The sequence below is a fragment of the Pararhizobium sp. P1_E7 genome (genome assembly GCF_056405855.1).
Genome location: NZ_JBFUBH010000006.1, coordinates 32391 through 54895, shown reverse-complemented (window position 1 = coordinate 54895; position 22505 = coordinate 32391). Strand labels below are relative to the sequence as shown.

Annotated in this window: 19 protein-coding genes and 1 riboswitch; of the genes, 9 read left to right on the top strand and 10 right to left on the bottom strand. The window is 60.6% G+C overall.

From position 1 onward, the window contains the following. Positions 1–21: 21 nt before the first annotated feature. Both AC1D17_RS08875 and AC1D17_RS08870 read right to left on the bottom strand, forming a co-directional pair. Positions 22–1119 (bottom strand): FAD-binding oxidoreductase, encoded by a 1098-nt coding sequence (locus tag AC1D17_RS08875; protein WP_477565039.1) that lies wholly within the window; start codon positions 1117–1119, stop codon positions 22–24. Position 1120: 1 nt separating this feature from the next. Beyond that, entirely contained in the window at positions 1121–2371 is a 1251-nt protein-coding gene (locus AC1D17_RS08870) for an aromatic ring-hydroxylating oxygenase subunit alpha (protein WP_477565038.1), read from the bottom strand. 122 nt (positions 2372–2493) lie between these two features. Further along, positions 2494–2691, bottom strand: a riboswitch (cobalamin riboswitch). Between the two features lie 344 nt (positions 2692–3035). Here AC1D17_RS08870 and AC1D17_RS08865 point away from each other — a divergent pair. Beyond that, positions 3036–3641: a DUF6656 family protein gene (locus AC1D17_RS08865; protein ID WP_477565037.1), complete on the top strand. Its 606-nt coding sequence runs from the start codon at positions 3036–3038 to the stop codon at positions 3639–3641. Here the strand turns inward: AC1D17_RS08865 and AC1D17_RS08860 are convergent, their stop codons facing one another. Next, positions 3642–4703: a diguanylate cyclase domain-containing protein gene (locus AC1D17_RS08860; RefSeq protein ID WP_477565036.1), complete on the bottom strand. Its 1062-nt coding sequence runs from the start codon at positions 4701–4703 to the stop codon at positions 3642–3644. Positions 4704–4939: 236 nt separating this feature from the next. Here AC1D17_RS08860 and AC1D17_RS08855 point away from each other — a divergent pair, with 236 nt between their 5' ends. Both AC1D17_RS08855 and AC1D17_RS08850 read left to right on the top strand, forming a co-directional pair. Then, positions 4940–5914, top strand: coding sequence for an L-threonylcarbamoyladenylate synthase (locus AC1D17_RS08855; protein WP_477565035.1), 975 nt, complete (start codon positions 4940–4942; stop codon positions 5912–5914). Between the two features lie 4 nt (positions 5915–5918). Beyond that, on the top strand, positions 5919–7349 hold the full coding sequence (locus tag AC1D17_RS08850) for an FAD-binding oxidoreductase (RefSeq protein ID WP_477565034.1): 1431 nt from the start codon (positions 5919–5921) through the stop codon (positions 7347–7349). An 8-nt stretch (positions 7350–7357) separates the two neighbouring features. Here the strand turns inward: AC1D17_RS08850 and AC1D17_RS08845 are convergent, their stop codons facing one another. Continuing rightward, complete coding sequence (locus AC1D17_RS08845; RefSeq protein ID WP_477565033.1) at positions 7358–9961, bottom strand: DUF1217 domain-containing protein; 2604 nt, start codon at positions 9959–9961, stop codon at positions 7358–7360. Positions 9962–10309: 348 nt separating this feature from the next. Here AC1D17_RS08845 and AC1D17_RS08840 point away from each other — a divergent pair, with 348 nt between their 5' ends. Then, positions 10310–10876: a DUF6101 family protein gene (locus AC1D17_RS08840; protein WP_477565032.1), complete on the top strand. Its 567-nt coding sequence runs from the start codon at positions 10310–10312 to the stop codon at positions 10874–10876. 359 nt (positions 10877–11235) lie between these two features. Here the strand turns inward: AC1D17_RS08840 and ubiA are convergent, their stop codons facing one another. The 3 genes from ubiA to AC1D17_RS08825 all read right to left on the bottom strand — a co-directional run bounded on the left by ubiA (position 11236) and on the right by AC1D17_RS08825 (position 14135). Continuing rightward, positions 11236–12195 (bottom strand): 4-hydroxybenzoate octaprenyltransferase, encoded by a 960-nt coding sequence (ubiA, locus tag AC1D17_RS08835; protein ID WP_477565031.1) that lies wholly within the window; start codon positions 12193–12195, stop codon positions 11236–11238. A gap of 67 nt (positions 12196–12262) precedes the next feature. After that, positions 12263–13072 (bottom strand): MipA/OmpV family protein, encoded by an 810-nt coding sequence (locus AC1D17_RS08830; RefSeq protein WP_477565030.1) that lies wholly within the window; start codon positions 13070–13072, stop codon positions 12263–12265. A gap of 247 nt (positions 13073–13319) precedes the next feature. Next, positions 13320–14135 carry an AraC family transcriptional regulator gene (locus tag AC1D17_RS08825; RefSeq protein ID WP_477565029.1) on the bottom strand — a complete coding sequence of 272 codons (816 nt, stop codon included), beginning with the start codon at positions 14133–14135 and terminating at the stop codon, positions 13320–13322. Between the two features lie 110 nt (positions 14136–14245). Here AC1D17_RS08825 and AC1D17_RS08820 point away from each other — a divergent pair, with 110 nt between their 5' ends. The 5 genes from AC1D17_RS08820 to AC1D17_RS08800 all read left to right on the top strand — a co-directional run bounded on the left by AC1D17_RS08820 (position 14246) and on the right by AC1D17_RS08800 (position 21145). Continuing rightward, on the top strand, positions 14246–15445 hold the full coding sequence (locus AC1D17_RS08820; RefSeq protein WP_477565028.1) for an MFS transporter: 1200 nt from the start codon (positions 14246–14248) through the stop codon (positions 15443–15445). A gap of 176 nt (positions 15446–15621) precedes the next feature. After that, positions 15622–16665, top strand: a complete 1044-nt coding sequence (locus tag AC1D17_RS08815) for a polyamine ABC transporter substrate-binding protein (protein WP_477565027.1) — start codon at positions 15622–15624, stop codon at positions 16663–16665. Continuing rightward, complete coding sequence (locus tag AC1D17_RS08810; RefSeq protein ID WP_477565026.1) at positions 16662–19055, top strand: putative bifunctional diguanylate cyclase/phosphodiesterase; 2394 nt, start codon at positions 16662–16664, stop codon at positions 19053–19055. The genes AC1D17_RS08815 and AC1D17_RS08810 overlap by 4 nt, the downstream gene beginning before the upstream one ends. Positions 19056–19231: 176 nt before the next feature. Then, positions 19232–20503, top strand: coding sequence for a phosphoribosylamine--glycine ligase (purD, locus tag AC1D17_RS08805; protein ID WP_477565025.1), 1272 nt, complete (start codon positions 19232–19234; stop codon positions 20501–20503). 114 nt (positions 20504–20617) lie between these two features. Then, the gene (locus AC1D17_RS08800) at positions 20618–21145 is read left to right on the top strand and encodes a plant virulence effector HPE1-like domain-containing protein (protein ID WP_477565024.1); all 528 of its coding nucleotides are present in this window, start codon (positions 20618–20620) and stop codon (positions 21143–21145) included. A gap of 158 nt (positions 21146–21303) precedes the next feature. Here AC1D17_RS08800 and AC1D17_RS08795 read toward each other — a convergent pair whose 3' ends face one another. From AC1D17_RS08795 to AC1D17_RS08785, 3 genes are all read right to left on the bottom strand, one after another. Beyond that, positions 21304–21795 carry a 2-thiouracil desulfurase family protein gene (locus AC1D17_RS08795; protein WP_477565023.1) on the bottom strand — a complete coding sequence of 164 codons (492 nt, stop codon included), beginning with the start codon at positions 21793–21795 and terminating at the stop codon, positions 21304–21306. 98 nt (positions 21796–21893) lie between these two features. Further along, complete coding sequence (locus AC1D17_RS08790; RefSeq protein WP_477565022.1) at positions 21894–22208, bottom strand: helix-turn-helix domain-containing transcriptional regulator; 315 nt, start codon at positions 22206–22208, stop codon at positions 21894–21896. A 1-nt stretch (position 22209) separates the two neighbouring features. Further along, complete coding sequence (locus AC1D17_RS08785) at positions 22210–22443, bottom strand: type II toxin-antitoxin system RelE/ParE family toxin (RefSeq protein WP_477565021.1); 234 nt, start codon at positions 22441–22443, stop codon at positions 22210–22212. Positions 22444–22505 lie beyond the last annotated feature (62 nt).

The following is a 22505-nucleotide window of genomic DNA, read 5'->3' as shown; positions in this document are numbered from 1 at the left end:
ACGCTTGGCAATTCCGGCGCGTCACGCCTCGATCTGCACGTCGCCGATCGGGCGCGAACAGCAGGCGAGGATGTAACCCTCGTCGATTTCGTCATCGAGGATGCCGCCATTGTGGTTCATCTCGACCTCTCCTGAAATCTTCATCACCCGGCAGGTGCCGCACAGTCCGCCTTCGCAGGCGGCCCCGATGCGGACGCCGGCCAAGCGCGCCGTCTGCAGGATGGTCTGGCCGGGCTGACACTTGGCGTCCTTGCCGGCCATCGTAAACGTGATGGTGGAAACCGCGCTTGCATCCGCCTCCCCGGCGCCTGCACGAATGGCAAGCTCTGCAGGATCCGGCGCACTGGCCGGCTGAAAGCTTTCCTCGTGATAGCGGTTCATGTCGAAGCCGACGCTTTCCAGCATGGATTTGACGCCGCGCATGAACGGCTCCGGGCCACAGCAAAAGACAGTGCGTTCGCGGAAATCCGGCGCCAGCAGGGCCAGCTTGGAGGTCTCGATGCGGCCGCGCAGTCCGTGCCAGCTGTGTCGCGGCGCATGGGTTTCGACGATGAAGCCGAGATTGAGGTTCGGCATGTTGCGGGAGATGTTCTCCAGCTCGTCGCGGAACAACAGATCGTCCGGCTGGCGGGCGCAGGACAGGAAGGAGACATCCGTCTGCGGGGCGCAATCGGCCATCCAGCGGGTCATCGACATCATCGGCGTGATGCCGGAACCGGCGGAGATGAACAGGTATTTTTCACCCGGATGGCGCACGAAGGAGAAGTCGCCGAGCGGCCCGAAGGCCTTCAGCTTCATCCCCGGCTTCAGGTGATCGAACATCCAGCGCGTGCCGATGCTCGATGCCTGGGCCTTGACGGTGACGGCGATGGAAAACGGCCGCGACGGCGTCGAGGACAGCGTGTAGGTGCGCATCACCGGATCATCCACGCTCACAGGCAGTTCGAGCGTGACGAACTGGCCCGGCAGGTAGCGGAACCAGCTGTCCTTGTCGGCCTTGAAGCCGAATGTCATCACATCCGGCCCTTCGACGGTGACGGAGATGCATTCCAGCAGTTGCTGCCGGTCATTGAACGGCTGCAGCTCATCGAAGTGCCGGAAGGAGGAAGCAATCGTCATGTCAGGCGACCCGAACCAGAGGGGTTGAGATGGAATTACCCTGCAGGCGATCCTGCATAAAGTTGGTGTACCATTCGACGAACTGCATCACGCCGCCCTCGTGTTCCGGCGAATAGGGGCCGGGCTGATAGGCGGGCGAGCGGATGCCGAAGGCATTTTCCTCGACGATCTGGCGATCCTGGTCATTGGTCTCGGTCCAGACATGCGTCAGTTCTTCCAGATTGTAATCGACGCCTTCGACGGCATCCTTGTGCACCAGCCATTTGGTGGTGACCTGGGTGAGTTCAGGACCAAGCGGCAGGACGCGGAAGGTGATGGCGTGGTCGGCCAGCACGTGGTTCCAGGTGCTCGGATAGTGGAACAGCAAGAGGGTGCCGATATGATCCTGGCTGACATCGTCGGAGAGCTGGCGCTGGACGGCCCGCTTTCCCGACATGGTGTAGCTCTCGGCATTCTCGATCAGCGGCATGCGGGCAACGCGGAACTGGCCGGTCGGCGACATCTTGAACTCGCTCGGCAAGCCCTCGGCTTCGCATTTTGCCCAGTGTTCGGCAATGACGGGATCGTCCTTGGCGCCCTGCACGCCGGTTGCGGTCGGGGCTTCCGGATAGGTGCGGCAAAGCTCGGGGTGGTTTGCCGCGCAATGGTAGCATTCGCGGTTGTTTTCCCAGACGAGCTTCCAGTTGCCCTTCTCGATGATCGTGCTTTCAAACGCGACCTTGGTGTCCTTCAGATTGTGCGGGGTGACATAGGACGAGACCATGTCGCGCACGGGCTGGAAATCCATCGCCTCTTCGGCAAGGCAGATAAAGATATAGCCGCCGATGGTTTCGCAATGGATCGGTTTCAGACCGTGCTGGTTCTTGTCGAAATCCTCGCCCATCTGGCGGGCGAACAAAAGCTTGCCGTCAAGCTCGTAGGTCCACTGGTGATAGGGACAGACAAGCTTGGCGGACGAGCCCTTGGCGCCGGCGCAGACGCGCGAGCCGCGATGGCGGCAGGAATTGTGCAGGGCCCGGACGGTGCCGGTGCGGTCGCGGACGATGACGACCGGATACTCGCCGACCTGCACGGTGAAATAATTGCCGGATTTCGGGATTTCGCAGTCATGGCCGATAAACAGCCAGTCCTTGTACCAGATCTCTTCCATATCGATCCTGTAGAGATCGGGATCGGTGTAGAATGCCTGCTCGAGACTGTGCCCGGCACGCCGGGTCTTCAATTTGCGAAGGACTTCACTGCGGAGATCCATGGTCATTTCCTTGTGCTCGCCAACTCTTTTTGAAAGTTGCAGCAGGCAGGAAAGGAACCACCGCCGCGCCGGGAGAGCGCGTGGATATAGTGGTTCTCTTCCGGCTGCCCGCCGCACCCAGATATCAATTTCGCCACAAGGCTGGTTTCCGGGCTCTGGAGCTGTCCTTGCGGACCATCGCGGCGCCTTCCCGGATTTCTCCAGTGGCCTTTTGCCGAGGTTTCGCTCCACCACCGTTGCGGGGGCAGCGCCGGATTTCGACCGGCTTCCCAATTCTCCGCCCTCCCTATAAAGGCGGCACCTTGAGTGTTTTCATCTAACCTTGTGTCCCGGCCAAATAGCTGCCGATTAGCGACATCCGATTCCAGAATGACGACACGGCAAATATTGCGAAGGACAGCAACCAATCTGGCTATTTTATAAGCATAAACAATATGTTCTGCTGAAACTGGAGCAAAAGGCCTGTTTTCTGCCCAGCGCCCTGGCAATCGGCTGAACCGCGGCCTCTTTGCGACATTTTGTGGCGGCTCCCACAAACCTCGCACCATTGCAAATGGTTGATGCCTGGCAAGATTGCATTAACCATAACACTGTAGCTTCGTCTCATATGCGATTACGCGCCGGCATGCCTTGTCCGCATTCCGCCGCATCCTGGTACGGGCCGATGTCAAACTTGAGATATTACGATGCCGCCGCGGTCAAAGAGCCGGCTCCTTCGCAGAAGACTGCGATCCATACGGAATTCCTGCGCACCGGGCGGATCAACCGGCGCCAGCAGGAATGGAGCGCCGCTGAAAAGCGCTATCTGACCCATCAGGAAGTGGCGGCCCGCACCGGCAAGAAACTCGAAGCGGCCGGTACCGTCACGCATGACCGGATCAACGGGTTCCATCGTTCGATCCGTTTCCCCAAACTGCTGTTTCACCGCACGCTGGCCGGCAGTCCGCATCTCGGCTACTGCCACGTAACGGCTGCCCGGACGAAATTCGCCAAGTTCGAGGACGTCCGGTGGTCGTTCTACATCGCCAACTTCTTCTCCGACATCGGCGACGACCAGCACTTTTTCGAGAAAATCAAGCTCGGCTACTCGCGGATGTATTTCGCGGTGGCGACAGAGCTGGACGCAGAAGCGGGCAAGCTGACCGTCAATCGTGCAGTGCACGACAACGGCCTTTTGTTTCGCACCCGCGACCCCAAGGAAGCGCTGAAGAACGTGCTTTTGCTCGGCGCCCGCAACGAAGAGCTTCGCAAGATCATTAGCGCCCTGTGATCATTGCTTGTAGATCAGCCAGTCACGCCCGGGCGGGTGCTCGCTTTCGGACCCATGAACGACCGTCTGGTCTCCGCCCTTGCCCTGCGCCCTGGCGAGTGCCTTTTCCGCCGTATTGACGAGATCAAACGCGTTGCCGGCATGATCCGACATGCACACGCCCACCGAAAGCGTCACGCAGCCGAGGTCGCGTCCGGTCTTTGGATGTTTGAAATGCGTGCCGCGCAAAGCCGAGCGCAGAAGTGCCACGAGCCGCACCACCTCCCGCTCCTCGCCTGCGCTGACCAGAAAGCCGAAACGGGTGCCGTCGAAACGGGCGACCAGCTCGGTTGACGGGAAAGCCTGTTGGATAATACCGCCGATATGCCGGGCCAGCGGCTCCACCAAGGCGGCGGCCTGTTCTCCCGACAGGCGGCGGCTGGTGTCGGGCTCGGCAATGGCGACACCGCAGACAAGCGGCAGATCGGGATCGGCATAGACCTTGGCCAGTGTCTTGTTGAAGGCGCGGCGATTGGCAAGCCCCGTTACAGCGTCCGAAAATTTCTTTGCTTCAAAGTCGGCAAGCTCTTTCTGGACACCGGCGATAACGGTGGACTGCGCGGTGACGCTCTGCTCCATTTCGGCATTGTGCGAGACCTGCCGCTCGGTGGCGCGCTTCAACGCCTGAATGGAGTTTTGCAGTGCCGTCTGGTTCGCGTCGTCGGAGACCACCAGCGCTTTCGTCGCCTCGCTGATCAGCCGCCCGTAATCATCGAGCTGGTCTTTTTCACGCGACAAAAGGTTCATGAAATTGCTCATCTCGTCGCGCACGATCGTCGTCGATCGTGCCAGAACGCTTGCTTCGTGATGATGCGGCAAATATTTGCGGCCAAGTTCGTCGAGCGCCGATTGCGACTTGTATTTACCGAGCGCGATGAAATCGCGCACCAGGTCCGGATTGGCACCGGCATAGGCTTCGTAGACGAGCTCGTAATTCCGGGGGATGGCATCGATGCCCATCTGGTGCATGGCGGTGGCGATCCGCAGGGCAAGGTCGTTCGGCATGGATTTCTTGTTGGCCATGAGGGCTCCGGCTGTGTGCAGGACCGGACACCTAGCATGGGCAACTTTCATCGCCGCTAACCGGAACTGTCGCATTTTAAGAAACCTTAACCGGCTGTAGCGAATAGGAACAATTGACCCCAGCGTTCGAATGGACCTTTCGAATGCGCTTGGCAATCTCCTGCCTGGCCCTATAAAGGAAACGCCGGAGCGCCTGCCTGCCTTTTCGAGAGGGCGCATTGACGTTTGGAAGCTTGATGGCGCTGATTATAGACACACGGACCGAGCCGGAGCGCGCTTTGGCGATTGCCTGCGAGACGCTTTACGAAGGCCTGCCGGTGGCGATCCCGACGGAGACCGTCTATGGGCTGGCCGCCGATGCCACCAATGCGGACGCGATCAGCCGTATCTATGAAATGAAGGGCCGTCCCCGTTTCAACCCGCTGATCTGCCATGTCGCCGATTTTGCCATGGCCGAGGCGCATGTCACCTTCGATCCCCTGTCGCGGCAACTGGCCGAAGCCTTCTGGCCGGGGCCGCTAACGCTGATCCTCCCGATCAAGCCGGAGAGCGGCGTGCATCCACTGGCATCCGCCGGCCTCGATACGCTGGGCATCCGCATGCCGGAAGGATTTTCGCGGCAGGTCATCGCCCGCTTCGGCAGGCCGCTGGCAGCACCGAGCGCCAATACCTCGGGCAAGATCAGCCCGACCAGTGCCGCCCATGTCGAAGCCGATCTCGGCAACAAGCTGAGATTGATCCTCGATGCGGGCGCTGCCGAAATCGGACTGGAATCGACCATCATCAAGGTGGACGGCGATGAAATCCGGTTGCTGCGTCCAGGCGGCCTGGATGTGGCGGATATCGAGCGGTTGACCGGCAAGACGGTTTTGCGGCCTGAAACGGCCGGAGCTGCAATCGAAGCGCCGGGCATGCTCGCTTCGCATTATGCGCCGGGTGCTGCGGTGCGGCTGAATGCGGCGGATGTCAAACCGGGAGAAGCCGTGATCCGGTTTGGCGGCAAATCGCTGCCGGGCGAGGAGAATGCCAAAGCGGTGCTCGACCTCAGCCCTTCGGCAAACCTGCGCGAGGCCGCCGCCAATCTGTTCGCCTATATGAAACAGGCCGATGCTTCCGGCGCCAAAACCATCGCTTTCGGACCGATCCCGAACGAGGGTCTTGGCGAGGCGATCGTCGACCGGATCGAACGCGCCGCTGCGCCACGGGAATGACCCTATGACCAACGCCCTGCCCTCCGCCGATCTCATCGCCCGCTTCACCGCCATCGTCGGCGCGGCAAATGCGCTGACGGATCAGGCCGGCATTGCGCCTTATCTCATCGAATCCCGCGGCCTCTACAAGGGCAACGCGCCACTGGTGCTCAGACCCGGCAGCGTCGCGGAAGTGTCTGAAATCCTCAAGCTTGCCAGCGAAACCGGTGTCGCGATCGTGCCGCAAGGCGGCAATACAGGCCATGTGGCAGGACAGATTCCGCGCACCGGGGCTGATGATATCGTGCTGTCGCTCCAGCGGCTGAACCGCATCCGCGATATCGATCCCGTCGGCAATGTCATCGTTGCCGATGCCGGCTGCATTCTTGCCGATATCCAGAAGGCGGCGGAGGCGCATGGCCGGCTGTTTCCGCTGTCGCTCGGCTCGGAAGGCTCCTGCCAGATCGGCGGCAACCTGTCCACCAATGCCGGCGGCACCGCGGTGCTTGCCTATGGCAACATGCGGCAGCTCTGCCTCGGCCTCGAAGTTGTATTGCCGACCGGCGAGGTCTGGGACGGGCTGCGGCGGCTGAAGAAGGACAATACCGGCTACGACCTGCGCGACCTGTTTATCGGCGCCGAGGGCACGCTCGGCATTATCACCGGCGCGGTGCTAAAACTGTTTCCGCAGCCGCGCGGCCATCAGGTCGCCTTTGCCGGTCTGAAAAGCGTTTCGGATGCACTGGCCCTGTTCGACAAGGCCTCGAGCCTCTGCGGCCCGGCGCTGACCGGCTTTGAGCTGATGCCGCGCCTGGGCGTCGAGTTTACCGCAAGACATATTCCCGGTGTGCGCGATCCAATGGAGACGGTTCATGCCTGGTATGCGCTGATCGACATCTCGACCTCGGATTCGGCCGAAAGTGCCGAGCGGATGATGCAGGCGCTGCTCGAAACGGAAATCTCCAGCGGCCTCGTCGAAAATGCCGTCGTGGCCGCGAGCGAAGCGCAGCGCAAGAGCCTCTGGCACATGCGCGAAAGCATGTCGCCGGCCCAGAAACCGGAGGGCGGGTCGATCAAGCATGATGTGTCCGTGCCGGTCTCCAGCATTCCGGCCTTCATGGCGGAGGCCGATGCGGCGGTGATGAAAGCCATTCCCGGCGCCCGCATCTGCGCGTTCGGCCATATGGGTGACGGCAACATTCACTATAACATCTCGCAGCCGGTCGGCGCCGACAAGGATCAGTTCATCGGCCGCTGGCGCGAGATGAATGCGATCGTCCACGGCATCGTCCTGAAATACAATGGCTCGATCTCGGCCGAGCACGGCATCGGTCAGTTGAAGCGCGACGAACTGGCCGAAGTCCGCTCGCCGATCGAGATCGGCCTGATGCAGCGGATCAAGCATGCCTTCGACCCCGCCGGCATCATGAACCCCGGCAAGGTGCTCAAGGCCTGAAGCCAGAATCAGAAGCCACCCAGGCGCAGTTGCGACAGGCTGAACAGCGTATCCGCGCTGATGCCGCCGCCACCGCCCGACAGGATCATCTGGGCGCCGGACACGTCGACATTATTCTCGACATCATAGAGCGCGGTGAAGCGGAGAAGCAGCTTTTCCAGCTTGTCCGGATCCTGTAGGTCCTCCACGTCCAGGACGCGGTTGATATAGGCATATTGCACATCGACATCGGCGCTCGACATCTCCTCGGGGATACTGAACGTCGTCTGGATAACCTGCAGCAGGGCGCTGTCGGCCAAAAGATCATAAGCGGTGTTGATCCCTGTCGCCTGGCGCCGGAAGTAGAGCGCCAGACGGACACCGGCATTGTCCTCACCCTTTTGCTGCTCGAGGGTCTGGTTCAGATAGAGATCTTCGGTCTCCAACAGCCCGCGCTTGGTCTGGATACCAAGTCCCGGGCGTGCCAGATTGCCCTCGCTGTCAAAATTGTAGGAGGAGACGAGCTCCTTGTAGATCGTCGTGTCCGGCTCTTTGTTGATGAAGCTGTTCGGATCGTTGAAATCGGAAGCGAACATCTTGCGGACGTAGTCGGTCGTCACCTTTTCCGGATCGAGACCGGCGGCAACGAGCATGAAATCGACCAGGCGGCGGTTGGACAGAAGCTGGTCAAGCGTTTTGATCTTCTCGATCTCACCGCTGTAATATTTCGCTTCCGCGGTTGCCTTGGTCTTTTCATCCTCGCTGGCAAACCGGCTTTTTTCGATGACATAGGATTTGGCGGTGTTGAGAATCTCGGATTCGGCCTGCGCCAGCATCGGCACGCCGGCCGACCCGTCGGCGTTGAAATTGAAGGCTTTTGCCAGCTGAACGTAGCGGTCGTCCTTCAGCGTATAGACATAGCTTGCCGGATCGGTGAGATCGCTTGTCAGCACCTTTCTCAACTTGCGCGCGGTGTCGTCCTCGTTTTCGAGGCCGACAGCGGTGAGCGCCAGCTTCATGATCTTGGTGTCGGACAGCAGGTCGTCGACATTGGAAACGACGCTCATCAGGCTTTTGTAGGACTTGATCAGGCTCTCGTCGGCAGCTTCGTCGGCGTCGTTGTAGCGCACCATGTAGTTGTCGGAGGTCAGCTTGGTCTGCGCTGCGGTTTGCGCCGTATCGCCGGCCGACAGCGTCCCGTCCGTCTGGAAATTGAACGCCGCCCGCAACGCCTTGTAGGCCGCGTTGAATTCGCCCCCCTTGGTGTTGACGAAGCTCGCCGGGTCGTTCGGATCGCTGGTCAGAATGCTTTCGAGCGTCGTCACCGTCGTGCTGGACGGCAGGCCGAAGGCTGTAAGGATGTAGGAATAGAGCCGGCTGTCACCCTTGATCTGCGCAACCGTGGTGACGGTTGCGATCGTGTTCTCATAATAAGCCTTGTGCAGCAGGGCGACCGATGTCGTGGCGCGCGGAGCCTTGTAGGCATAGACTTCCTTGGTTGCCTGCCGGCTGTCTGCGGCCTGTGCCGTTCCGCCGGCGGGCACTGAGCCATCCGCTGCGAAATCATACATCAGGGCCAGATCCTTGAAGACCGCGATCCGCGAAATCGTGGCGGAACTCTGCGCCTGCTTGGTCTGCAAATCTGTGGCGTAGAAGGTCACGCCTTTCATGGTGGCGAGCGAGGCCTGACGCTGGTCGATCTGCGCCTGCAATGCGGCACGTTCTGTGTCGGTGAGATCGGGCTCGGCCATCTGCGTCCGCAGATCGCTGATTTCGGCCACGACGCCGGCATAGGCATCGATATTGCTGGTCATTTCCGGAAACGCGGCGTCGATCGTGGCAATGTTTGCCTGCAGGGTGTCCTTTTCGGCCTGCAACGTCACCTTGTCTTCATTCGATGTCTCGGGCAGCGCCAGAAGTGCGTCAATCTTGATGATGCGCGTCTGCGACTGGACCCGGCTCGACAGGGCGGAGAGCGCATCGGCAGATGACGCGTTGGTCGCCTGCGCTTCCGCCAGGGCCGGTGCAAAGTTTATGTTGTAGTAGCTGTTCGGATCGTCGAGATCGCTGACCAGCGCCCCGCGCACCTGCTCGTAATTGTAATATCTCTCGTCAACGCCGAACACCCGGAACGTATAGGATCGTAACCTGTCGTTCTGCAGGAGTTGATCCACGTTGGTAATCGTGTCCATCATTGTGTCGTAGTAGCGCGTCTCCTCGGCCATCTTTGAATCGGTGTTGGAGACGGTCTGGTTATACAGGCCGATCAGCGCGTCTTCCTGTGCATCACTTTGAACCACCTCGGTCGACTGGGAAAAACTGAACGCCATCGCGAAATTGCGGTAGCGCTCATCCGTCAGCATATTGGCGTAGCTGCTGTCGTCGCTGAGATCGCTTTCCATGACCTTGCGCATGAAGGCCTTGGCGTAAGTCATGTCTTCCAGGCCATGGGCCTTCATCGCATAGGCATAGAGCCGGTAGTCGTCGAGGAACTCATCGATCGAAGTGACATTGCCGATATTGGCCTTATAATATTCGGTTTCGCGGGCGACCAGCGTCTGTTGCGACGTGCGTTGAAGACTGGTCTTCATGTCGCGCGTGAGGAGATTGTAGTCGATGTATGTGGAAACCATTGCCGCTCTGCCGATCGCCTGAAATTGCCGACGCTATGGCGTCCGCACGGACGCAATGCCGCGCAAAGCGGCCATGATCCTAGGCACCATCGCCGGTCATCCTTGTGCGTGGCTTTTCCTTGCCCCGGCGGCGCAGGATCGGGAGGCCGGAAAAATGCCGCCGATTTTCTTCAGATTTGGGAAACCCTGCTGCGTTGGCCTTTGCTAACCATCAGGAAATGCAAAGTTTTTTAACTGCGATTTTTAAGTGGTCTCAAACGCGGCCCACCTATCCTTGGCTCACAGAGGACGAAAAGTCCCGACGAGAAGACCGGAAACCGGCTCTCAAGGAAAACAAGGGCGATTGAAATGCTGAAAACACTTTCCCAACCGGCTTGGGTTGAAACCACGCTGCGAATGGATCCGAAACGCTTCCCCCAGCAGGCAAGCTATACCTTGCACGGACAGTCCAGCAATGTCACCATAAGCCTGGACGAGCGCGGCGCGGTGCTGCGCAAGGTTCTGCCATCAAGCGGCTTGCCGCTGTCGATCGCACTGCCGGCACGCGCTTTCAAAGGTATTGCGGCCCGCGCCATAGACCATGGAGACGGAGAAGTGACCGTGACGCTTGAACTGCATCATGACGACCCGGATCTCTGCATCCCGCTTCTGGTCGCCCACGATCTTTCCGACATTGCCGCCGACTGGCGCACATGGTCGGAAGCCTACCGGATCCCGATGCTGATGGTCGAAGCCGACGGCGTCGCCCGCCCGCTGGAAGACCATATCGGCGAAGTCCGTACCCGCGATATCAAGCCGCGCCGCCGCCATTCGCTGTTCAACGACCGCCGCCCGCGCTTCCTGATGCGCCGCACGGCCGGCAGCCTCGGTGTCAACATGAAGATCAACGGCCGCGAAATCATCGCCCGGAACTGATTTTCGACACAATCTCCAAGCCTTCCTCCAGTGCGAAAGACCGGCTGTCCCTGCAGCCGGTTTTTTGTTTTTGTTTTCAATCTCTTATCAAGCCCTTGGAAAACTCTGGAAGTGCCTTCTTGACGCCACAGGCGGCCTGCACATTGCCGGCACGAGAAGGAGACATTTCATGCGTACATTCATCCTTATGGCGATTGCCGCCTTTTCCGCCCGTTTTGCCAAGACGAAGAAGAACCGCGACGAGGAACTGAGCTGGGCGTGACCTGCCAACAGCCCAGCGCCTTTGCGCTTTGAAGCGCGGCGCGGTGACGGTTTTACTGCGGTGGACCCCTGCCCTCCGGCCATCCGGAGGGCTTTTTTTATGCAAGCCGGACCAGCAGCGCGGCGCAAAGACCGGCAAAGAGGATCAGTCCAACAACATTGTTGAATTTGAACAGGGCCAGGCACTGAGCGGCATCGTGAATATCCAGCACGAGGATCTGGTAAAACAGCATCACGGCCGCAACCAAAAGGCCGATATAGGCCAGCAATCCGGCCCCAGCGAGCGCAAACGCAACGAACAGCAGCAATACCGTCAGTCCGTAGAGGGCAAATAGCCACGGACGCGGACGTTCGCCGAACCGCCGTGCAGTTGAGCGCACGCCGATCAGTTCGTCATCCTCCCTGTCCTGGTAGGCATAGATCGTATCATAGCCGACCGTCCAGGCGATGGCTGCGAGATAAAGCACGGCCGGTGCAAGCCCAAGCGTTCCGAACTCCGCCGACCACCCCATGATAGCCCCCCAGGAAAAGGCAAGGCCGAGGAAGAATTGCGGCCAGTCGGTAAACCGCTTGGCGAACGGATAGACGGCAACGAAGACCAGCGAGAAGACGCCGAGGAAAATCGAAAACCCGTTGAACTGCAACAGCACGATCAGACCGGCGAGCGCCTGCAGCACCATGAAAACCTTGGCCTGCAACCGGCTGACGCGACCGGACGGCAGAGGCCGTGAGCGGGTGCGCGCCACTTCCATGTCGATATCGTGATCGACGATGTCATTGTAGGTGCAGCCGGCCCCGCGCATCGCGACCGCGCCGGTGAAAAACAGGATCAGGTGGAGGACGAAACGGCCGGGCGAAAACGTACCGAGTGCGGCTGCCGCATTGGCCGCCAGCGCGGCCGACCAGAAACAGGGCCACATCAGCAATTGCCAGCCGATCGGCCTGTCCCAGCGGGCAAGCTGCGCATAGGGCCAGAGCGGCCTTGGCAGCACGCGGTAAACCCAGTTGTTGGACGGCGCATCGTGGACGCGCCCGGAATCGGCTGGACGTGTGTTCATGCCATTTGTTTGCCGCGCAAGCCATCCCGGGTCAAGCCGACAGACCGCCGCACTGTGAAGCCGGCGCCTATTCCAGCGTGAAATCGAAACGATAAAGGGCGGAAAGGCCGACCAGGAACTGGTTGCGGCTGCCGCCTTCGTTGACGAGGCTCGAATCCGCCGCCGGGCCCATCAGTCGCTTGTATTCGGCATAGGCGCTGGTTTCGAGTTTTTCGGTGGCCTGCCAGGTGATGGCCGCACCGGCGCCGATGGTGTTCAGGCCGCCGGACGGGGTATATTTCGAATAGCCGGACTTTGCCGCCTCCGATGAACTGACGCCGTAATAGGCATCGAAATAATCGCTCGTGGCGGCCGACAGGCGGGGGCCTGCTGAGACGCGGACATTGCTGCTGACATCGACGAACCCATCCGCCGCGACATCGGCTACCAGGCCGTGATGGCTGCGGATACCCTGGCGCAACTCGGCACGGATGCGCAGCCAGTCGGTCGGATAAACCTCGGCAAAGCCGCCGAGCTCACCACCGAAGCGGACGGGATCGAGCCCCTTGAGGTCGGACGAGGTATCCTCGTCGCGGTCGAAGATCAGCTTGCCGACGACACCGGCGCGAAATGCGCCCTTGTCGACGAAGGCAAAGGCGGGATTGTCGTTGCGTGACGAAAACCGCACCGTGCTGCCGGCCCGGCCAAGCGAAATCAGCGGCGCCGCCTGGAAAAGGCGATCGGACGCGCCATCGTATTTCGGCCCGATAAAGCCGGTCGCGCCGACCTTCAGATACCAGTCACCGGACCAGAAATGCTGGCCCTCCTGCGCGTTGGCGGAAACGGAAGCGGCAAAAAACAGCCCTGCGGAAAGGGCAAATACGGATCGGCTGAACACGTCGGAACTCCAGACATACAAAAACGGTTCGTTCCGGGCCTTATAGGCCTGCCCTCACTACCATCCCGTTAACCAGAAAACTTCAACCATTCTTTTCCATAGGCGGTCGTTACTCGACAGAATAAATGATGTTTTTCAATGGAATAGATAAATCGGCTCACCACCCGGCCGCAGAAGAAGCGCTGTTCCCCTGACCAATCACACCCGAATTGGCGCGCGGCTCGGGCAATACGCAGCGAAATCGGAGTCAGGCCGTTCGCGACTTCAGATAGGTGCTGGGTGAACTCCCCAGCATCCGCCGGAACATCGTGGTGAAGGCGGCGATGTTCTCATAACCGGCATCGAGCGCCACATTGGTGACCGGCTCGCCCCCGGCCAGACGCGGCAGCGACGCGAAGATGCAGGCCTGCTGGCGCCAGGTGACGAAACTGACGCCTGTCTCGGCGCGGAACAGCCGGGTAAAGGAACGGCGGCTCATGCCGAGATCGCGGGCCCAGTCATCAATGCCGGCATTGGCATCGGGCGATTTCAGGAAATGCCTGCAGAGGCGGCCAAGCCGCGCGTCGCCCGGAAACGGCAGGCCAAGCGGACGCTCGGGCAACTGACCGATTTCGTCAAGCAGCAGCTCCATGATCAGCCGCTTGCGGCGCGGGGTCAGCGGCTTTTCATCCGATTGCACCAGCTCCTCGATCAGACTAGCGGCAAGCGCCGTGACCTCGAGCACGCGCGGCATATCGGAGACGACGACGGACGGGCTGACATAGACGGAATGCATATGCACTTCGCTGATCATTTCGCTGTAATGTTCGAGACCGGCTGGAATGAGCAGTCCGTGACCGGGTGGTATCATCCAGCGCCCCCCCGCGGTGCTGACCAGCACCACACCACGGCGGGCGCACCAGAGCTGTGTCTTCGTATGGCTATGGGGCAGCCCCCGGAAGCCAGCGGGATAGACACGGCCGAGCGCCGGGACCGGTTCCTCGGTGCTTTCGATCCAGGAGAGGCTGGCAAAATGCTCGTTGTCGCCCTGGCTGTCCGGTACGGTGAGATCGATTGTCCGCATTTGGCCCACTCTCGAAAGAATGCGACCAGAGCACAAAAGCAGGCCACGCACAAGCGATGTAGACACAGCGCATCCTGATAGATTCAAGAGCCGGACGCGAGGAAGACAGCATGACGACGATATCATCAACCAGCGGCATCAGCCCGGAAAAGACGGCCGTTTCCGTCATCGTCGCCGTCAGCTTCTGCCACATGCTGAACGACATCATGCAATCGCTGCTGACCTCGCTCTATCCGCTGCTGAAGGAGAACTATGCGCTCGACTTCGTGCAGATCGGCCTTCTGACCTTCGCGTTCCAGGTCACCGCATCGCTGCTGCAGCCCGCCGTCGGCGTCGTGACCGACCGCTGGCCGATGCCGTTTTCGCTGCCGGCGGCGATGCTGTCGACCTGCGCCGGGCTGATTACGCTCGCCAACGCCCACAACTTCTATGTGCTTGTCATCGGTGCGTGCCTGATCGGCATCGGTTCGGCCATCTTCCATCCCGAAGCCTCGCGTGTCGCGCGGCTCGCGTCGGGCGGACGTCACGGCCTTGCCCAGTCGCTGTTCCAGGTCGGCGGCAATACCGGCACGGCGATCGGGCCGCTGCTGGCTGCCTTCATCGTCATTCCGCAGGGACAGGGAAGCCTCAGCTGGTTCTCCGTCATCGCGCTCACCGGTTTCATGGTTCTGTCCTGGGTCAGCGTCTGGTACACCCGTCACCGCCGCAGTTCGGCGGGCCGGAAAGTCGTCAGCCGCACCTTGCCGCTGCCGCGCAATCAGGTCATCTGGACGCTGATCGTTCTCGTCATCCTGACGGCAACGAAGAACGCCTATCTCTCCAGCCTTTCCAGCTATTTTACCTTTTTCACCATCGAGAAGTTCGGCGTCGGCGTTCAGGAGGCGCAGATGCTCCTGTTCCTGTTCCTCGGCGCATCGGCTGCCGGCGTGATCTTCGGCGGGCCGATCGGCGACCGTTTTGGCGCGCGCTTCGTCATCTGGTTCTCGATCCTCGGCGTCATCCCCTTCGCGCTGCTGCTGCCCTATGCCAACCTGTTCTGGACGGCTGCGCTCGTCATCCTCATCGGCTTCATTTTCTCCTCGGCGTTCTCGGCCATCGTGGTCTTTGCGCAGGAACTGGTGCCGGGCCGCGTCGGCCTGATCGCCGGCATGTTCTTCGGCTTTGCCTTCGGTTTCGGCGGCATCGGCGCTGCCGTGCTCGGCATCTTCGCCGATCGCAACGGTATCGAGTTCGTCTATACAATCTGCTCCTACATGCCGTTGCTCGGCCTCCTGACGATCTTCCTGCCAAAACTTCCAAGCCACCGGTAACAGACGACGGCAGGATGGGGGCCGCCGCCCTCATCCTGCCACGTGAAAAGTCCAGCTGCCGTCGGGAATCCGGGTCGGTGGCATTTCAACCAAATTGCAACCAGCGCATTCCCTTGTAAGTATTCATCAAGTATTGAGCGCTAAGGTCCGCCCCGGGGACTATCGGGGCTAATTCGATGCGCAACACGTTAATGGCCGCTTCCGCTGCGTTCGGCGTATCGATCGCGTCAGCGCCCGCGCAAGCGGAAACGCTGAACCTGTTGATCTGGGAATCCTATATCGACCAGAAGATCCTCGATCGCTGGACCGAGAAGACCGGCGTTGCCGTGCACCAGATCTATTATGACAGCGGCGATGCGCGCGACGAGGTGCTTTCGGACCCCGGCAGCAATATCGACCTTGCCGTCATCGGCGAAAACGGGGCCGGCCTGTTTGGCAAGCGCGGTGTGCTGGAGCCGTTGTCGGACAAGAACGTCGCATCGATGAAAGACTACAAGGCCGAGTGGACCTCGCGGTGCGCCGGCTATGCCATGCCCTATCTCTGGGGTACGATGGGCATCGTCTACCGGTCCGACATGGTCAAGACCACGCCGACGTCCTGGAACGACCTGATGTCGCCGGACCCGGCGTTGAAAAAACATATCGCCATGTATGACGATCACAACGAGGCTTTCGTTGCGCCGCTGGCCATGCTGGGCAAATCCATCAACGCCAATGACAACGAGACGCTGAAAGCCGCCTTCGAAGTCATGAAAAAGCAGGCGCCCTTCGTTCTCACCTACGACTATGTGATCACCTCGATCCAGAGCTCCGAACACGGCCGGAATATCTATATGGCGCTGGCCTATAGCGGCGATCAGCATGTGCTCAACGAAAAGGCCGGCACGCCCGGCGTCTGGCGCTATGTGGTGCCGAAGGAAGGCACACTCTCCTGGCTCGACTGCATGGCCGTCACCGCCGCCTCACCGCGCAAAGGGCTTGCGCTGCAGCTGCTTGACTTCATCGGCTCGCCGCAAAGTGCTGCCGATAACGCCCAGGCCTTGACGATGCCCACTGCCAGCGAAAAGGCGCTTGAACTGATCCCGGCAGAGATGCGATCCAACCAGGAAATATATCCGCCCGCCGATATTCTCGCCAAGAGCCAGTACCAGAAGGAATTGACGATCCAATCTATCCAGACACGCCGGCGCATCATCAGCTCGATGGCAAACTTCCAGTGACACTTGGCAAACGCGCGTTCTTCCTGATCTTTCCGGTCGTCCTGGCAGGCTACCTCGTGGCCGCGCTCTCGGTCTATTTTGTGCAGGCCCATTCCGTTCTGGCTCTGGAGCGCACGCGGCTTTCACAACAGCTCGACCATATGGCGGCGTTGTTTCGCAACGAGGTCAGCCAGAGCCGAAGCTTTCTCTACTCGATCCTCGAGGGCAACGCGGTCCGCCTGTTCGTTTCGGAACCGGATGAAGCCTACCGCAACAACGCGCTTGGCCTGCGGCTGCAGCAGAGCGTCCGCTCGCTGTCCGACGATCCGAAGAAATTCATCTCCTTCGCCATCCTCAATCCCGACCTGACACCGGGTTACTATTTCGAGAACAGCGACGATCCCTTCGCCGCGATCGGTGCGCCGCAAGTGGCGCTGGCAAGCAGGCTCATCGGAGGCAGCCAGTTGCGGGATTGGAGTTTCCTGCACGATGCCGGAGCACGTCCGCTGATCGTCTACTCGGAATTCATCGACCCGGTAACCTTCAGCCGTCCGCTGCCGAGTGCAAAATCAGACGCGCTTCTTGTCCAGGTGGCAATCGAGCCGGCCCAGTTTCTGAGCATGCAACGCGCCCTGCAGCATGAATATGAAACTGCGATCCGTTTCGAGACCGCGCCGCAGCCGCAACCACCCGACAGCCTTTCCGCAGCCGTCCGGCTTGCGCCTTCGCTGTTTGCGACACTGACGGTTCCGCCATCCCACGGTTCCGGCAATATGGTTCAGATGAAATTGCTCCTGGTTTTGGGCGCGCTGGTCATGAGCCTTCTTTCCGTCGGTTTGATGATCGTCCTCATCCGACGCTTCATCACCAACCCGATCGCAGCTCTCGACCGGCAGGTGACGGCAGTGATGAGCGGCGAAAACGATGGCATCAAGGAGACCGGCGCCGAGGGCGAAATCGGCCGGTTGACCGGTAATATCAAGCAGTTGCACGATCAATCGCAGCGCGCATTGAAACTGGTCCAGCAGACGTCCTGGACCGATACGCTGACCGGCATCAGCAACCGCGCCCATTTCAATATGCTTGCCGCAGACGTCGTCCACCAGGTCGCTGCGCAAGGCGGCCATTGCAGCCTTCTGTTCATCGACATCGACCACTTTAAGTTCGTCAATGACAAATACGGTCACGAGGTCGGCGATGACCTGTTGAAGATGCTGGCGCTGCGGATCGAGAACGCGATCGGCGTGATCGCCACGCGAAGGGCGCTGCCACCGTTTGTCTTTGCCCGTCTGTCCGGTGACGAATTTGCCGTTCTCGTGCAATCGACGCCGCGTGACGGTACGATCCGCGAAATGTGCGCCGCGATCCTCGCGTTGTTTTCCAACGGCTTCGAAGTCCGCGGCAAGCACTACCCCGTCACCGCCAGCATCGGCGTCGCCATCTGCCCGACGGATGCCACCAACCTTGCCGAGCTGATTTCCAATGCCGATGCGGCGATGTACCAGGCAAAGACCAATGGCAAGAACCACTCCTCACGCTTCTCGCGGGCGCTGCAGGACAAGCGCGACCGCGTCCGCCATATTCAGGAGGAGCTTCGGCTGGTCGATCCCGACGAGCAGTTCCACCTCGTTTACATGCCGATCGTGAATACCAGCGGCACAGTAACCGGTTGCGAGGCTCTGTTGCGCTGGGTCTCGCCGACGCTTGGCAACGTTACGCCCGACGAATTCGTGCCGATCGCCGAAAGCACCGGCCTGTTTACCAAGATCGACTGGTGGGTGATCAACCGGGCGATGTCGGAGCATCACCGGCTGAAGCAGCTGTTCGGACCCAAGACCGTGCTTGCGATCAATATCTCGTCGGCGGAACTTCACTCCAAATCGATCAGCGACTATTTTTCCGACTGCGCGGCACGGCACGGGCTCGATCCGCAGACCATCGAGATCGAGCTGACCGAAACCTATGCCGTCAAGCTCGGCGACCAGCTGCACCGGAATATCGAGACCCTGCGTGAACGGGGCTTCCGCATCTCGATCGACGATTTCGGCGCCGGTTACACCTCCGTGCAGCAGGTCATCGAATATACCGCCGACACCATCAAACTCGACCGGGCACTGGTGCAAAACCTTGCCCACGCGGAATCCCTGCCGGCCTTGAAGGCGATGATCGCTCTGTGTCATGCGCAGAACATGACGGTGGTCGGCGAAGGGGTCGATACCGGCGAGAAGCTGGCGATGCTGACGGCAGGTGGCTGCGACCATTTCCAGGGCTATCTTATCAGCAAACCGCTGATGCTCGCCGACCTGTCCATCTGGGCACTGAAACAGACGGCAAGGATCGCCGGCTCCGCAGACGGCCATGTGCCGTTCCACGGCCACAGTCGCCTTCCAGTGTCCGCTGATCTGCTCTGAAGCGCCTGTATCGCAGGCGTTGTGCCGATTTCGCCTTGACCTTGGACCGCCCTCGCCTTAGAGCCCCGTACGATAAATGAGGCACATTCTGCCGGAACGATTTTTTGTCAGGAAGCGGGCTTTTGTCGAAGGGCATACTAACCGCACCTCAACACTGCGGATTGCGGGAGTAGGTGATGAAAGTTCTGTTGATCGGATCTGGCGGGCGTGAACATGCGCTGGCATGGAAACTGGCGCAATCGCCGCGTCTGACGGCGCTCTATGCGGCTCCCGGCAATCCCGGCATCGCCGAAGAGGCGGCAATCGTCGATATCGATACCGCTGACAACGCCGCGGTTCTGGCCTTCTGCCGCAGGGAAGCGATCGACTTCGTCGTTGTCGGCCCGGAAGCACCGCTGGTCGCTGGTCTCGCTGACACGCTGCGCGGCGGCGGCATCGCGGTTTTCGGACCTTCGGCGGCTGCCGCCCAGCTTGAAGGCTCCAAGGGGTTCACCAAGGACATCTGCGCCAAATACAATATCCCCACCGGCGCCTATCAGCGCTTCACCTCCGCCGAACCGGCAAAGGCCTATATCCGTCAGCAAGGCGCGCCCATCGTCATCAAGGCCGATGGACTTGCCGCCGGCAAGGGCGTCACGGTTGCCATGTCGCTGGATGAAGCGCTTGATGCGGTCGATAGCTGCTTTTCCGGCGCCTTCGGTGCCGCCGGCGCCGAAGTGGTCGTCGAAGCCTATCTCGACGGCGAGGAAGCAAGCTTTTTCTGCCTGTGCGACGGCACGTCGGCGCTGGCGCTGGCATCGGCCCAGGATCACAAGCGGGTCGGCGATGGCGACACCGGCCCCAACACCGGCGGCATGGGCGCCTATTCGCCCGCACCGGTGATGACGGCTGAGATGGTCGAGCGCACGATGCGCGACATCATCGAGCCGACGATTGCCGGCATGGCCGATAGCGGCCACCCCTTCACCGGCGTGCTGTTTGCCGGCCTGATGATCACCGCCAAGGGCCCGGAACTGATCGAATACAATGTCCGCTTCGGCGACCCGGAATGCCAGGTGCTGATGATGCGGCTGAAGAGCGATCTCCTGCCGCTGCTCCATGCCGCGGCCACCGGCACGCTGGCCGCCGTCAGCGCCGAATGGCGCGACGAGGCGGCACTGACCGTGGTGATGGCTTCGAAGGGCTATCCGGGTGCTTACGAGAAGAATACGCCCATCGCCAAGCTCCCTGAGGCGGACGCCGGGACCAAGGTGTTCCATGCAGGAACAGCGCTGAAGGACGGGCAATTGGTCGCCACCGGCGGCCGCGTGCTCAACGTGACGGCGATGGGCAGCACCGTCAGCGCAGCCAAGGACAGGGCCTATGCGGCGCTTGACCGGGTGGAATGGGACAACGGCTTTAGCCGCCGCGATATCGGTTGGCAGGCGGTCGAGCGCGAAAAAAACTGACGGCCGCGCGATGCGCGACCTATTGGAAAACTCATTCAATTTTTACCAATTCTCCTGACGGGAACGTAACGGAGAACGGATATTTTCTTCTCACTCATTCAGAGGAGAAAGCCGATGCGCGCCCTTTTGTTCACACTTGCAAGCCTGGCTGCGGCCGGCACAGCCGGCGCGTCTTCGCTCGAAAACGTGATCGCCGGGGAGAAGGTCAACCATAGCATCTCGCAGCTTTCCTGCGGCCAGTGCCCACCGCCTGTGACCAAGAAGAAAACCGGCTACATCGTTCCGGACGTCGCGCCGGGGACGGAGCGGGTGGAGCTGAAGGAAATCAACGGCGAGATGAAACTGGTTCGCACCGAAGCCTGGCTCGGCGGCTCGCCGGTCGTCTTCATCAGCAAGGCATCGGAAAACGACATCAAGCAGGCGCAGGCCAAAATGCCGCCCGCAAGCGATCTGGCGGAGGCGGCAACCGCGAATGCACAACCGGCGGAGGCCCAGGCAGCAGCCACGCTTGTGATCATCGACACCGCTGCGAAAACAAGTTCCCTCAGTCAGGCATCGATGGCTGGAATGGCCGCAGTAACGCCGCAAGACAGCCGGTCACAAGAAGTTGATCTCGAAAATTTCCAACTTCGGCTAAAATGACACTGAGATTTCCTGTCCCTGCCCCAACCAGCCGCGCATAAAAGGCTGATCGGGTCTTCGCCCTCCAGGCGAAAGGTTGCGCCCCTGAGAGAAGCAGGGGCGCAATTTTTTGTGCCGTGCTCCGGCACCCAAGAGCAGGCACCCGCCCGCCGGCGCCATCAGCATGTGTCGATCAACGCCGCCAGCGTTTCTATCTCTTTGCCGGAAAAGACGCGGATGCCGTTTGCCCGCAGCAGAGCGGCCGTGACGCCCTCGCCCGGCTGGCGGCGGCCGGTGAAACTGCCGTCATAGATGAAGCCTGAGCCGCAGGATGGGCTGCCATCGATCAACAGCGCGTAGGCGCAGCCGGTCTCGCGCGCCAGCGCCAGCGCGTTTTCGGYCGCCTGAAGAAACACATCCGTGACATCACCGCCGTTGCTTTCCAGCACGCGCGCAGCGCCGGACAGGACGCCGGCACCGGTTTTTCCCGGTTCGATCTCCGCCGGCAGTCGCGGCACCGGCATACCGGCCGACATTTCCGGACAGATCGTCACCAGCCGCCCCTCAGCACGCCAGCGGTCGAGGGACCGATGCACAAGTGGCTTGGCCTGTCCGTCATAGCGGACGGCATGGCCCATGAGACAGGCGCTGACGAGGATTTTGACAGTCATGGGTTTTGGATAACGCTCCATGTCAGTTTTCCAGGGTACCGTCTGGCGGATGGAAGCATTCGCAGCTCACGCCGCCCCAGCAATCAACGGAAACCGCGTTACGCAGCCGCGACGGCGAGATGGACGCCGGTTTCTTCCTGAAGTTGGCTGATCACATGAAACAGGTTTTCCGCGCGCGGGTTTCCCTTCGGTCCGAACATCCGCATCAGGCTCTTGGCGGGTGTTCCGACCGTCTCGGCAAGCCGCTCGAAACCCACGGTCGCATTGATGAAATCCCGCAGAACCGCCTTGCCGGTTTCCACATCGCCCGACAGCAGAAGTTCGACAGCATCCGACAGCAGAGCAGCCCTGAAGCTCGCATCATTGCGGGCTCTTGCCTGAACCGTTGTCTTGAAGTCACGTGTCAGTGGCATCTCAGCTTCCTTTGCGGCGTTTGTAGTCACGCCAGCATTCCAGTGCGGTCTCGATGTCGTTTTGCTGGCGCTTTTTCGTACCGCCGGCCAGGAGAATGACGATCTGCTCGCCATCCCGGCCGAAATAGATGCGGTAGCCCGGCCCATAGTCGATGCGATACTCCAGCAAGCCGTGTCCAACGCCCTTGACGTTGGACAAATTGCCGGAGGAGACACGTGCCAACGCAATGGTCACTTTCGATGCGGCTCTCGCTTCGATTGACGCGAACCATTCTGCAAAAGGACTTCTGCCCGCCT

What these genes read in the sequence shown, in the direction of transcription:
- AC1D17_RS08875 (WP_477565039.1), bottom strand. Translation starts at nt 1,119, where the DNA reads ATGACGATTGCTTCCTCCTTCCGGCACTTCGATGAGCTGCAGCCGTTC.
- AC1D17_RS08870 (WP_477565038.1), bottom strand. Translation starts at nt 2,371, where the DNA reads ATGGATCTCCGCAGTGAAGTCCTTCGCAAATTGAAGACCCGGCGTGCC.
- AC1D17_RS08865 (WP_477565037.1), top strand. Translation starts at nt 3,036, where the DNA reads ATGTCAAACTTGAGATATTACGATGCCGCCGCGGTCAAAGAGCCGGCT.
- AC1D17_RS08860 (WP_477565036.1), bottom strand. Translation starts at nt 4,703, where the DNA reads ATGGCCAACAAGAAATCCATGCCGAACGACCTTGCCCTGCGGATCGCC.
- AC1D17_RS08855 (WP_477565035.1), top strand. Translation starts at nt 4,940, where the DNA reads ATGGCGCTGATTATAGACACACGGACCGAGCCGGAGCGCGCTTTGGCG.
- AC1D17_RS08850 (WP_477565034.1), top strand. Translation starts at nt 5,919, where the DNA reads ATGACCAACGCCCTGCCCTCCGCCGATCTCATCGCCCGCTTCACCGCC.
- AC1D17_RS08845 (WP_477565033.1), bottom strand. Translation starts at nt 9,961, where the DNA reads ATGGTTTCCACATACATCGACTACAATCTCCTCACGCGCGACATGAAG.
- AC1D17_RS08840 (WP_477565032.1), top strand. Translation starts at nt 10,310, where the DNA reads ATGCTGAAAACACTTTCCCAACCGGCTTGGGTTGAAACCACGCTGCGA.
- ubiA (WP_477565031.1), bottom strand. Translation starts at nt 12,195, where the DNA reads ATGAACACACGTCCAGCCGATTCCGGGCGCGTCCACGATGCGCCGTCC.
- AC1D17_RS08825 (WP_477565029.1), bottom strand. Translation starts at nt 14,135, where the DNA reads ATGCGGACAATCGATCTCACCGTACCGGACAGCCAGGGCGACAACGAG.
- AC1D17_RS08820 (WP_477565028.1), top strand. Translation starts at nt 14,246, where the DNA reads ATGACGACGATATCATCAACCAGCGGCATCAGCCCGGAAAAGACGGCC.
- AC1D17_RS08815 (WP_477565027.1), top strand. Translation starts at nt 15,622, where the DNA reads ATGCGCAACACGTTAATGGCCGCTTCCGCTGCGTTCGGCGTATCGATC.
- purD (WP_477565025.1), top strand. Translation starts at nt 19,232, where the DNA reads ATGAAAGTTCTGTTGATCGGATCTGGCGGGCGTGAACATGCGCTGGCA.
- AC1D17_RS08800 (WP_477565024.1), top strand. Translation starts at nt 20,618, where the DNA reads ATGCGCGCCCTTTTGTTCACACTTGCAAGCCTGGCTGCGGCCGGCACA.
- AC1D17_RS08790 (WP_477565022.1), bottom strand. Translation starts at nt 22,208, where the DNA reads ATGCCACTGACACGTGACTTCAAGACAACGGTTCAGGCAAGAGCCCGC.